Here is an 11,980-nt window from a genome sequence, read left to right as displayed (position 1 = left end):
GGTCCTCAGTCTTCGACGAGCCGGTAGCCCGCGCCGCGGAGCGTGGTGATCGACTCCGTGCCGAACGGGCGGTCGAGCTTGGCGCGCAGCCGCGCCACGTAGACCTCGACGATGTTGAGGTCGCCGTCGAACGCGTCGTCCCAGACGCCCTCGAGGATCTCGCGCTTGGAGACGACCCGGTCGCGGTGGCGGGCGAGGAAGTCGACGACGGCGAACTCGCGCGAGGTCAGCCGGACCGGGACGCCGCCGCGATGGACCTCGCGCAGCGCCGGGTCGATCAGCAGCTCGCCGAGGCGGTGGACCACCGGCCGCTCCGGCCGCCCGCGCCGCACCAGCGCCCGCAGCCGCGCGACGAGCACGGTGTACTCCAGCGGCTTCACCACGTAGTCGTCGGCGCCGGCATCGAGGCCCTCGATCTGGTCGTGGTCGCCGTCCTTCGCGGTCAGCATCAGGACCGGGGTCCAGTCGCCCTCGTCGCGGAGGGTGCGGCAGAGGGCGGAGCCGCTCAGGCCGGGCATCATCAGGTCGAGGACGATCGCGTCGTAGACCGTCTCGCGGGCGCGCCACAGCCCGTCCACGCCGTCGTGCGCGACGTCGACCGAGAAGCCCTCGGCCTCGAGACCGCGGCGGACGCCGTCGGCGAAGACCGCCTCGTCGTCGACCACCAGAATCCGCATCCCGTCGAGTATCGCCGGTGCGGGGCGGCCCGTGCACGGAGGCCGGGCGGTCAGTCCAGGCGGTCGAGCGTCGCGCTGATGGTGCGCAGGCACTCGATCAGGACGCCGATCTGGCGGGAGTCGAGGTCGGCGAGGACCTCGCCCTCGGCCGCGACGAGGTGGCGCATGGCGTCGTCGACGCGCTTCGTGCCGCGCGGGGTGAGCGAGACGATCTTGCTGCGCGAGTCGGCGGCGTTCTGCTCGCGGACGACGAGGCCGCGCGCGCCGAGCCGGTCGACGCGGCTGGCGAGGTTGCCGCTCGAGATGCCCAGGCGGGTGGACAGGACGGACGGGGTCATCGTGCCGGCCGGGTTCTGGCGCAGCAGCGAGAGCAGCTCGAACTCCCACGGGGCGAGCTCGCCGGCCGCGAAGGAGAGGCGCCGCACCTCCTGCACCCGCGGGCTGAGCCGGCGCAGGCGGGAGAGGACGTCGAGCGGGGCGAAGTCGAGATCGGGCAGGGCGTCGGCCCACGCGTCGATCACCAGATCGACATCGTCGTCTTCACGCATCCCCCGATTATCGTCGTCCCCGGCGGTGCCGGGCGACGGCTGGCCGCGGCGGCGCGGGAGGCCTACCCTGCCCGCCGCGGCGCACCTGCCGCTAGCCTGGTCGGGTCGGAAGGACTCCTGTGCGCGCGCACCTCGAGCAGCTCCTCGCTCTGCTGAGCGGGACGTTCCTGCTGCTCGCGCTCGTGTCGAGTCCCGACGCCGCGGTCGTGCTGGTCGTCACCACCACCGCGGTCGCCGCCCTGGTCCTCGGGGCGCGCTACCTGGCCGTCGGCGCTCGCCGGCCCGTGCTGTCGATCGGGAGGCGGGCCAGGGAGCACCGGCTCGGCCTCGCCGCGCAGCCCTCGCCGCAGCACCCGTGCACGCGGGGGCGCGTGCGCTCGCGGGCACCGGGCCTGCCGGGACTGGTCGCGTAGCCCGGAGCTCTGCCTCGGGAGGCGCGACCGTTCGCGACCGCGCTCACCTCCCGACGACAGGACTCCCATGAACTTCTACGACTTCCCGCCCATCGCGGCGGCGCTCGACGCCGCCTCCCACCTCGTCACCGGCCTCGCCTCGGCCCTCGAGCCCCTCGCGGGCGGCGCCTCGGCCGCCGCGGCGATCGTGCTGGTGACCCTCCTCGTCCGCGTGCTGCTGATCCCGGTCGGGATCTCGCAGGGCCGGGCCGAGATCACCCGCCGCCGCCTCGCCCCGCTGCTGCGCGAGCTGCAGCGGAAGCACGCGAAGAATCCGGAGGCGCTGCAGCGCGCCACCATGAAGCTCTACGCCGACGAGAAGGCCTCGCCGCTCGCGGGCTGCCTCCCGGTGCTGCTGCAGGCGCCCGTGGTCTCGCTGCTCTACGGGCTGTTCGTGCACCCGGACATCGCCGGTCACGGCAACGCACTGCTCGACGCGCGGCTGCTCGACGTGCCGCTCGGCCGGTCGTTCGTCACGGCGCTCGGCGGCGGCGACCCCGCGCAGCTCGGCGTGTTCGCGGTGCTCCTCGGGGTGATCGCGCTCGTCTCGTGGCTGGCGCGCCGGGTCGCGCTGCGGCAGGCGGCGCTCACCCCGGTGCCGGAGGGGACGCCCGCGGCCGTCGCGCAGCTGACGGGGGTGCTCAGCTGGATGCCGTTCCTCACGGTGGTGTTCGCGGCGTTCGTCCCGCTCGCGGCGACGCTCTACCTGACGGTCACGACCACCTGGACGCTCTGCGAGCGCGTGATCGTGCGGCGGGCGCTGACGAGCGCGGCGCGTCCGTGAGGCGCCCGCTCACCAGCCCGTCGTCAGCACCTCGTCGAGCTGGTCCGCGAAGAAGTCGGCGCTCTCGACGGTGAAGCAGAGCGGCGGCTTGATCTTCAGCACGCACTGGCGATCGGAGGTGGGCTGCACGATCACGCCGCGCTCGCGGAGCCGCTCGCAGATCGCGCGCGTCTGGGCCGTCGCCGGCTCGAGCGACTCCCGGTCGCGGACCAGCTCGAGGCCGAGGTACAGCCCGCTGCCGTGCACGGCCCCGATCAGCGGGTGGCGCTCGGCGAGCTCCTCGAGTCGGCGGCGGAGGTGCGCTCCGGTCGTCCGGGCGTTCTCCTGCAGCCGCTCGCCGGCGAGCACGTCGAGCACCGTCGTCCCCACCACGGAGCTGACGGGGCTGCCGCCCGCCGAGGAGAAGAACGAGCCCTGCGAGCGGTAGCGGTCGGCGATCTCGCGGGTCGTCACAACCGCGCCGAGCGGGTGTCCGTTGCCCATCGCCTTCGCGACGGCGACGACGTCGGGCACGACGCCCTGCTGCTCGAAGCCCCAGAACCACTCGCCGAGCCGGCCGTAGCCGACCTGCACCTCGTCGGCGATGCAGAGGCCGCCGTGGGCGCGGACGGCCGGGTAGACGGCGGCGAGGTAGCCGTCGGGCAGCGGGATGCCTCCGGCGTTGCCGTAGAAGGTCTCGGCGATGAAGCCGCCCGGGGGAGTGCCGGCCGCGGCCAGCTCCTCGATCCGGGCGACCGCCTCGGGCGCGTAGCAGTGCGCCTCGGCCCCGCGGTGCGTGCCGCGGTAGCTGTTGGGGGCGTCCAGAGTGTGGACCCAGGCGGGCCGCGTCGCGAGCGCGTCGGGGTTGTCGGCGACGGAGGTGGAGACCGCATCCGACAGGCCCGACCAGCCGTGATACGCCTCGCGCACCGCCAGCACGTCGTCGCGGCCCGACCAGGCGCGGGCGATCCGCAGCGCGAGATCGGCCGCCTCAGTGCCGCTGTTGACGAGCAGCACGGTGTCGAGCCCCTCCGGCAGCAGGGCCGCCAGCCGCTCGCAGAACGCGCCGATCGCGGGGTAGGAGAAGCGCGAGTTGGTGTTGAGCAGCCGCCACTGCCGCTCGACGCGCTCGACGAGCAGCGGGTGGGCGTGGCCGATCGAGGTCACGTTGTTGAGCACATCGAGGTGCACGCGGCCGGAGTCGTCGACGAGGTGCTCGCGCCAGCCGCGCAGCATCGTGGGCGGGTCCTCGAAGTAGTGCTCCTGGGCCTCGGCCAGGTGCGCGAGCCGCCGCTCGAGCACCTCGGGGTCCGGGCGCGGGGCGGGGAGGGCGCGCCCCAGGAGCAGCGGGGTCGGGTCGAGGAGGACGTCGAGCCAGGCGTCGGCCCAGCGCGCGCGCGCGAACGGCGGCAGGTCGGCCGCGTCGAGCAGGCGCGGCGCGGCCTGGGCGCGCAGGAGTCCGCGGGCGGTGCCGAGCGGGTCGCCCGCGGTGACCCGGGTGCCGGGCGCGGGCGGCTCGTCGACGCCGTCGAGACGCAGCCGGACGCCGTCGGCGAGCAGCGTGACTCCTCCAGGGACGCCGCCGCCCACCTCCGCGTCGAACGGGGCGCTCAGGGAGGTCCGCGCGGCGAGGTGGACCTCCACGACCAGCGCGGTCGTCTCGGGCTCGTGCGCCGTGTGCGGGCGGCCGCGGGTCAGGCGGCGCTCGCCGTAGCGCAGCACCGCGGCCCCGGCGCCGCCCGCGAGCGCCGCGCGGGCGAGGGTGGGCTCGGCGTCGTCATCGAGCCAGCGGCCGGCGTCGAGCGCCGGGCTCTCGGGCGAGAGGTCGACGACGACGGCGTCGAGGCCGCCGAGCACGGGGGCCGCGGCGGGCAGGGCGGCCGGTGCGCTCGGCCGGCCGAGGGCGCGCCGGACCAGCGCCTGGAGCACCGGCAGCGGCGCGGCGGTCGCCCGGTCGAGGATCAGGCGCTCGTGCTCGAGGTTCTCGCGGGCGTAGTCGTTGCCCGGGTCGCCGGCCAGGACGTCGTGGGCGCTGACGACGAGCACCGCCGCGCGGAGTACCACGAGCGGCCAGAGCGCCTCGACCTCGGCCTCGGCGAGCGGGCGCACGGCGTCGTAGGCGGTGGCGGCGCGGAGCACCGTGGCGGCGTCGGCGTCCGCGTGGTGCAGGAGCGAGGACAGCGTGATCGCGAGCTCGCCGACCGCCCAGCCCGCGCCGAGATCGCCGAAGTCGATGACGCCGTCGGGGAGGACACCCGCGTCCACCACCACGTTGTCGTCGGTGAGGTCGCCGTGCACGAGCTGCACCGGGAGCGCGGCGGCGAGCGGATCGACGACCGCCAGCGCCGCACCGACGGCCGTCCGGATCGCCCGCGCCGAGCGACGGGGCACCCGGCCGATCAACGCGTCGACGACCTCGCCCGCCCGCCGCAGGTCCCACTGGTCGGTCTCCTCGAGGCCGTCGAGCGGCTGCTCGGCGAGCGCGACGTCGACGCGGGCGGCGAGGTCGCCCATCGCCCGGACGACGGCGGGGGAGAGGTAGCCGGAGCCGGAGAGGGTCCGGCCGGCGACGAAGTCGAGGACCCGCGCGACGGCGGTCGTGCCGCCGAGGTCGAACTCGTGCAGGGTGCGGCCCTTGCGGTCCGGCCGGACGCGCGGGAGCCGGACGCCCTCGAGCCGGTCCGCCAGGCGGGCGACGGCCTCCGTCTGCGCCTGGATCCGCCCGATCGGTGTCGCGGGATTCGCGATCTTGAGCAGCAGCCGCTCGTCGCCGCTGTCGACGAGGACGTTGCGGTCCTGATTGCTGCCCAGCTCGCGCAGCGCGCCGTGCAGCCCGTAGCGCTCGCGCAGCAGTGCGGCCGCGACCTCGTGGTCGAGCGCGGGCGGGGGCGGCGGTGCGGCGTCGGACGGCATGGCGAGGGTCCTGTCGAGCGGGGGATCGGGTGCATCCATGATCGCGCGTCGTCGCGGCGCCGCGTGTCCCGTCGGCCGCCGCTGCATGCTGGTCGAGGAGCCCCGGAGGGACGTATGGAGACCTGCCGTCCTCAGCAGTGCGGGCAAGCAAACCGGCTTCCGGCGATGGTGGATCTCGATACGCCCGCTGCGCGAGCCACTCGATCAGCATGCACTCCCTGAGGAGGACGCTCTCTGCGTGCTGGTCGAGGAGCCCCGCAGGGCGTATCGAGACCTGCCGTCCTCAGCAGGGTGGGTCTGCAGACTCGGCTTCTGCCGCTGGGGGATCTCGATGCGCCCGCCTCGCGGGCCACTCGATCAGCATGACTGCGCGAACGGACCCGCAACGGGCCCCGCACCCGGAGCAGCGCCCCGCCCGCGTCCAGTCGGAAGGGAGGACGCGCGCGAGTGGACCCGGACAGGGCCCTGGAGCTCCGTTGGGCACCGCCGCGCGTCCAGTCGGCCGCCGCTGCATGCTGGTCGAGGAGCCCCGCGGGGGCGCATCGAGATCGGCCGTCCTCAGCAGGGCGGGTCTGCAGATCCCTCTTCTGGCGGTGGTGGATCTCGATACGCCCGCTGCGCGATCTACTCGATCAGCATGATTCCGCGGGCGATCCTGCGAAGGGCCGAGTCCAGGGGCTCACCCGTGCATGGTGGTCGAGTAGGCCCGGAGGGGCGTATCGAGACCCGCAGTCCTCAGCAGAGGGCCGCCCGCTCCGCGGATTGCTCGATCAGCATGGTCAGTGCGCGTAGGCCGACGGGTCGAAGCGGCCGAGCTCCTCGCGGAAGGCGAAGGCGAAGTCGGGCCAGAGCAGGGTGAGGCGGCGGGAGGCGGCGTCGACGTACCAGCTCTCGCAGCCGCCGTTCGTCCAGACGGTGTCGGCGCTGAGCGCGTCGAGGCGGGCGAGGGAGGCGGCCTCGGCCTCGGCGGTGACCTCGAGGACGTCGACGCCGGCGCTCGAGCGGTGCTCGAGCGCGGCGAGGACGTAGTCGATCTGCGACTCGATCATGTGCACGGCGGAGTTGTGGCCGAGGCTCGCGTTCGGCCCGTTGATCACGAAGAGGTTCGGAAAGCCGTGCACGGCGGTCGAGTCGTAGGCCGACATCCCGTCGCCCCAGCGGTCGGCCAGCAGCTCGCCGCCGCGGCCGCGGATCCGGCGGGCGAACGGCGGGCGGGTCGCGAGGAAGCCGGTCGCGAGGATCAGCGCGTCGATCTCGTGCGGGACGCCGCCGTCGCCGATCGCCGCCGAGCCCTCGACCCGGCGCAGCGGGCCCGGCACGACCTGCACGTGCGGCTGCGCGAGCGCGGGGTAGTAGTCGTCCGAGAGCAGCACCCGCTTGCAGCCGATCTCGTAGTCCGGCGTGAGCACGGCGCGCAGCTCCGGGTCGGCGACCTGCGCGGCGAGGTGGCCGAGCGCCTCCGCCCGCAGCCGGTCGATGGCCTCGGGCACGCCGACCCGGCCGGCGAAGCCGAGCTCCGCGCGCCAGAACAGCTCGGAGCGCAGCCGCTCGACGGCGCCCGGCACGCGGGCGAGCGCCCGGCGCTCCGCAGGCGGGTAGGCGCGGTTCCGGCGCGGGACGACGTACGGCGCCGAGCGCTGGAAGAGCACGACCTCGGCGGCGCGCTCGGCGAGGTGCGGCAGGATCTGCACCGCGGAGGCACCCGAGCCGACGATGCCGACCCGCGCTCCGTCGAGGTCGACGTCGTCGCGCCAGCGGGCGGAGTGGAAGACAGGCCCGGCGAAGCCGTCCAGCCCCGGGACGTCGGGCAGTCGCGGCTCCGACAGCCGCCCGGCGCAGACCACGAGGACGGCCGCGTCGAAGTCCCCCCGCGAGGTGCGGACGCGCCAGCGACCGGCGAGCTCGTCGAAGGTCATCTCGAGCACGTCGGTGCCGAGATGCAGCTGCGGCGCGAGCCGCTCGCGCTCGACGACCCGCTCGAGATAGGCCTGGATCTCGGCGCCCGGTGCGTAGAAGGCCGACCAGTCGGGCTCGGGCGCGAACGAGTACGAGTAGAGGTGCGAGGGGATGTCGCAGGAGACGTTCGGATAGCGGTTGTCGCGCCAGGTGCCGCCGACGCGGTCGGCCCGCTCGAGCACCGCGAAGGAGACGTCGGCGCGGCGCGCGAGTCGGGCCGCCGCTCCGATGCCCGCGAAACCCGCGCCGACCACGACGACGTCGACGGAGGTGGCCATCAGACGATCGTCCGGGGGAGCGTCGACCCAGCCGGGTCGCGGTGCGGGTCGGCGACGAAGTGCTCGACGAGCGCGAGCAGCTCGGCCGGCCGCTCGGCCAGCACGCAGTGGCCCGCGTCGATCACGGCGTAGCGGGCGTCGTCGATCGCGCCGAGCAGCGCCTCCGACCCCTCGACACCGACGACGGCGTCGGCGGCGCAACCGACGACCAGCGCGGGGACGCGCAGGCGGGCCGCGGCCTCGGTCGCGTCGGCGCGGGCGGCCGCGGCGAGGAGCGCGGCGGTCGCGGCGTCGACAGCCAGGGGAGTCGCGCGCTCGGGTCCGAGGTCGGCGAGCGTGCGGACCCCGACCACGCGCGCGAGGTCCGCACGGGCGTCGGGGAGGTCGGCCAGCGACTCCCACAGCCGCGAGACCGCGACCAGGCGCTCAGTGGGGTGCAGCCAGCCGGCGGCCAGCACCAGGGCGCCCACCCGCGGATCCGCCTCGGCGGCGGTGATCGCGGCCCAGGCGCCGAGGGAGACGCCGACGACCACCGCCCGCTCGGCGCCGAGCCTGTCGAGCGCGGCGGAGACGGCGCGAGGCGCGTCGCGCAGCGGATCCCGCAGGTCGGCGAGCTCGACCGCCGCCACCCGGTGCCGGCGAGCGAGCATCGGCAGCAGCAGCGCCCCGTCGGCCCGGGCACCGCGCCCCGGCCCGGTCGCGAGCAGGACGACGTCCGTCGCCGGCTCACCACCGGAGTAGAGGCGGACCGTGTCGTCGCCCACCGTCAGCGAGGACTCCTGGATCAGCGCGGCCTGCCGCTCGAGGTACGCCGACGACCGCGTCACGAGACGCGGCCGGCCTCGCGCACCGGGAGGCGCAGCCGGCGGGTCGCGGTGCTGCCGGGCACCGGCACCGTCATCGCGCGCTCGGCGGCGACGTGTCCGTAGTCGGTGGTGCGCTGGCGCCAGGGCCGGCCGATCTCGCCGGTGAGGCGCGCGACGGTCGCGATGTCGAGCGAGCGGTGCGCCTCGGCGCCCGACTCCGGACTCATCGCGCCGTCGAGCAGCAGCCCGCCGAGGTCGTCCGCGCCGCCGCGCAGCAGCTCCTGCGAGAGCTGCAGTCCGAGCTTCGTCCAGGCCGTCTGCACGTGGTCGATCCGCCCGTGCAGCAGCAGCCGCGCCACGGCGTGCACCGCGCGCGTCTCACGCCGGGTCGGCCCGCCGCGGGTCTGCGCGACGACCGCCGCCGGCGCCTCGGCCGGCACGAACGGCATCGCGATGAACTCGGTGAAACCGCCCGTCTCGTCCTGGATCGCGGCCAGCGCACGGAGGTGGTCGATCTGCTGCTGCGGCGTCTCGACGTGCCCGTAGACCATGGTCGCGGTCGAGCGCAGGCCGCCGCGGTGCGCGGTCGTCACCGACTCCCGCCACTCGGCGACGCTCGGGTCCGCGCCCTCGCTGAGGAGCGCGCGCACCCGGTCGTCGAGGATCCGCGCCGCGGTCCCCGGAACGGAGTCGACGCCCGCCTCGCGCAGTGCGGCCAGCATCTCGGCGGGGGTGCGCCCGGTGCTCACGGCCGCGTCGAGGATCTCGCCCGGCCGGAACGCATGCAGGTGCAGCGTGGGGTGCCGCGCGTGCAGGGTGCGCACGATCAGCAGATGGTCCTCGCCCGGGGTCGCGAGCGGTCCCTGGAGGCACAGCTCGGTGGCGCCGAGCGCGACGGCCTCGTCGGCGAGCTGCTCCAGGGTCTCGACGGTGAGCCCGCCGGCGCCCCAGAGCGCGGTGTCGATGTTGCGGTTCGCCACCACGGTGACGGTGTCGCCCACGGCCGAGCGGCGGACGTCGTCGGCGAGGGCGGCCAGCGCGTCGAGGTCGTCGCCGTCGGCCGCGAGCAGGGCCAGGTAGTCGGCGTCGTCGAGGCCGGCCGGCTCGGCGGCGGCGCGCTCGAGGACGGCGGCGAGGGCCGGGGCCGCCGGGCGCGGGGCGGGCTCGAGCTCCTCCCGGTACGGGCGCGCCACGATCGGCGCGGCCTCGTCGGCCAGCCACGACTCCCGATCGGCGAGCGCGAGCACGTACGGCGCGACCCGCGGGTCGATCCAGGTCTCCGCGTCGCTCAGGTACCGCGGGTGGGCGGTGAGGCGCTCGTGCAGCCGGTAGCCGGAGTCGGCGGTCAGTCGCGCGAGGTCGTCGATGTTCGGCCAGGGCCGCTCCGGATTCACGTGGTCCGCGGTCAGCGGGCTGACCCCGCCCCAGTCGTCGATCCCGGCGCGGAGGAGGAGCCCGAGCTCCTGCTCATCGGTGAGGTTCGGCGGCACCTGGATCGTCATGTCCGCGCCGAGGACGAGGCGGGCGACGGCGACGTTCGCGACGTACTCCTGCAGCTCCAGGTCGACCTCGTTCTGCATCGCGGTCCGCGGCTTGGCGCGGAAGTTCTGCACGATGCACTCCTGCACATGGCCCCAGAGCGCGTGCGAGTCGCGGATCGCGAACAGCGCGTCGGCTCGCTCCGCCGTGTTCTCGCCGATGCCGAGCAGCACGCCCGTGGTGAACGGGATCCGGCTGCGCCCGGCGTCGTCGAGCACCCGCAGCCGCAGCGCCGGATCCTTGTCGGGCGAGCCGTAGTGCACCCCGCCCTTCTCCGACCACAGCCGTTCAGCGGTCGTCTCGAGCATCATCCCCATCGACGGCGCGACCGGGCGCAGGCGCTGCAGCTCGGCCCACGACATCACGCCGGGGTTGAGGTGCGTGACCATGCCGGTCTCGGTCATCACCAGCACCGCCATCGCGCGCACGTACTCGAGCGTCGACGCGTAGCCGTGCTCGGCGAGCCAGGCGCGGGCGACGGGCCAGCGGTCCTCCGGGCGGTCGCCGAGGGTGAACAGCGCCTCCTTGCAGCCGAGCGCGGCGCCGGCGCGGGCGACCTCGAGGATCTCCTCCGGCTCCATGAAGGTCGACTCGCGCTTGAGCGCCAGGCCGCCGGGGGTCTCGACGAACACGCAGTAGTGGCAGCGGTCGCGGCAGAGCTTGGTCAGCGGCACGAAGACCTTGCGGGAGTACGTGATCACGCCCGGCCGGCCCCGGCGGGCCAGCCCCTCGTCGCGCAGCTGCCCGGCCGCGAGCAGCACCGCGTCGAGATCGTCCCCGCGGGCCTCGAGGAGCACCTCGGCGCTCGCGCGCGTGATCGGCTCGCCGTCGGCGAGGCGGGCGAGGAGGGTGGGCACGGTCATGCGGAGGCGGCTCTTCCGGAGGGGTCGGTCGGCGGGCGGCCGACGGGTCGGGGCGCGGGAGGGTCGGACGGCCGGGCGCGGGGCGCCGGCCGATCGCGACGGTGTCAGAGGGCGCGCAGGCGCGGCGCGAGGTCGCGCTCGAACGCGTCGAAGAAGCGCTGCTGGTCGTCGCCCGGCGCGTGGAACACGAGGTGGTTGAAGCCCGCGTCGACGTACGGCTTGATCTGCGCGACCGTCTCCTCCGGATCCGAGCCGACGATCCAGCGCTTGGCGACCTGCTCGATCGGCAGCTCGTCGGCGGCGCGCTCCATGTCGACCGGATCGGTCAGGGAGTGCTTCTGCTCGGGTGTCAGCGAGAGCGGCGCCCAGAAGCGCGTGTTCTCCAGCGCGAGAGCAGGGTCGGGGTCGTAGGAGAGCTTGATCTCGATCATCCGGTCGAGCGCGGCGGAGTCGCGTCCGCCGGCGGCGACCCCCTCCTCGACCGCGGGCAGCAGCTTCTCGGTGTACAGCTCCATGCCCTTGCCCGAGGTGCAGATGAAGCCGTCGCCCGCGCGACCGGCGTACTTCGCCACGACGGGCCCGCCCGCCGCGATGTAGACCGGGACGCCGTCCTCGGGCTTGTCGTAGATGGACGCCTCGTGGGTGGAGTAGTACTCGCCGTCGAAGGAGACGCGGTCGCCGGCCCAGAGGGCGCGCATCAGGCGCACGGCCTCGCGCAGGCGGGCGAAGCGCTCCTTGAAGTCGGGCCAGCTCTGCTCGCCCGCGCCCTGGTAGCCGGTGGCGACCTCGTTCAGCGCCTCGCCGGTGCCCACGCCGAGCATGATCCGGTCGGGGTAGAGCACGCCGAGCGTGCCGAACGCCTGCGCGATGACGGCGGGGTTGTAGCGGTAGTGCGGCGTCATCACCGAGGTGCCGAGCCGGATGGTCGAGGTGCGCTCCCCGGCCGCGGCGAGCCAGGCCAGCGAGAACGGCGCGTGGCCGCCGGTGTGGCGCCAGGGCTGGAAGTGGTCCGAGACCACCGCGCTCTCGAAGCCGTGCCGCTCGGCGGCGACGGCCAGCTCCACGAGCTCGCGCGCCCCGAACTGCTCCGCCGATGCCTTGTATCCGAGCGTGATCGTCATAGTGCCGCCTTCGTCAGAGGGAGGGGGGCCGCTCCGGACACCGGGCGGTCCCTCCATTCTGCGC

At 74.9% G+C, this 11,980-nt stretch carries 9 protein-coding genes; 2 read left to right on the top strand and 7 right to left on the bottom strand.

All coding sequences use genetic code 11. The features are described from left to right. Positions 1-5: 5 nt before the first annotated feature. Together HRK28_RS04090 and HRK28_RS04085 are read right to left on the bottom strand one after the other, a co-directional pair. Positions 6-677, bottom strand: a complete 672-nt coding sequence (locus HRK28_RS04090) for a response regulator transcription factor (RefSeq protein ID WP_173250493.1) — start codon at positions 675-677, stop codon at positions 6-8. Between the two features lie 50 nt (positions 678-727). Further along, on the bottom strand, positions 728-1,225 hold the full coding sequence (locus HRK28_RS04085; protein WP_123445211.1) for a MarR family winged helix-turn-helix transcriptional regulator: 498 nt from the start codon (positions 1,223-1,225) through the stop codon (positions 728-730). Positions 1,226-1,344: 119 nt separating this feature from the next. Here HRK28_RS04085 and HRK28_RS04080 point away from each other — a divergent pair, with 119 nt between their 5' ends. Then, positions 1,345-1,638, top strand: a complete 294-nt coding sequence (locus HRK28_RS04080; protein ID WP_160087905.1) for a hypothetical protein — start codon at positions 1,345-1,347, stop codon at positions 1,636-1,638. 67 nt (positions 1,639-1,705) lie between these two features. Next, entirely contained in the window at positions 1,706-2,461 is a 756-nt protein-coding gene (locus HRK28_RS04075; RefSeq protein WP_173250492.1) for a membrane protein insertase YidC, read from the top strand. Between the two features lie 9 nt (positions 2,462-2,470). Here HRK28_RS04075 and HRK28_RS04070 read toward each other — a convergent pair whose 3' ends face one another. The 5 genes from HRK28_RS04070 to fgd all read right to left on the bottom strand — a co-directional run bounded on the left by HRK28_RS04070 (position 2,471) and on the right by fgd (position 11,916). Beyond that, a complete protein-coding gene (locus HRK28_RS04070; RefSeq protein WP_173250491.1) occupies positions 2,471-5,353 on the bottom strand; it encodes an aminotransferase in 2,883 nt (960 codons plus the stop codon). Between the two features lie 779 nt (positions 5,354-6,132). After that, positions 6,133-7,587, bottom strand: a complete 1,455-nt coding sequence (locus tag HRK28_RS04065) for an NAD(P)/FAD-dependent oxidoreductase (protein WP_173250490.1) — start codon at positions 7,585-7,587, stop codon at positions 6,133-6,135. Beyond that, entirely contained in the window at positions 7,587-8,414 is an 828-nt protein-coding gene (locus HRK28_RS04060) for an alpha/beta fold hydrolase (RefSeq protein ID WP_173250489.1), read from the bottom strand. Before HRK28_RS04060 ends, HRK28_RS04065 begins: the two co-directional genes overlap by 1 nt. After that, positions 8,411-10,795: a 7,8-didemethyl-8-hydroxy-5-deazariboflavin synthase CofG gene (cofG, locus tag HRK28_RS04055; protein WP_173250488.1), complete on the bottom strand. Its 2,385-nt coding sequence runs from the start codon at positions 10,793-10,795 to the stop codon at positions 8,411-8,413. Before cofG ends, HRK28_RS04060 begins: the two co-directional genes overlap by 4 nt. A 104-nt stretch (positions 10,796-10,899) precedes the next feature. Beyond that, positions 10,900-11,916: a glucose-6-phosphate dehydrogenase (coenzyme-F420) gene (gene fgd, locus HRK28_RS04050; protein ID WP_173250487.1), complete on the bottom strand. Its 1,017-nt coding sequence runs from the start codon at positions 11,914-11,916 to the stop codon at positions 10,900-10,902. Positions 11,917-11,980 lie beyond the last annotated feature (64 nt).

Origin of the sequence: Rathayibacter sp. VKM Ac-2835 (genome assembly GCF_013266705.1) — a bacterium.
Classification (GTDB): domain Bacteria; phylum Actinomycetota; class Actinomycetes; order Actinomycetales; family Microbacteriaceae; genus Rathayibacter.
Note: the sequence above shows the minus strand (reverse complement) of the source record. Positions and strands in the feature narration are given on the sequence as shown.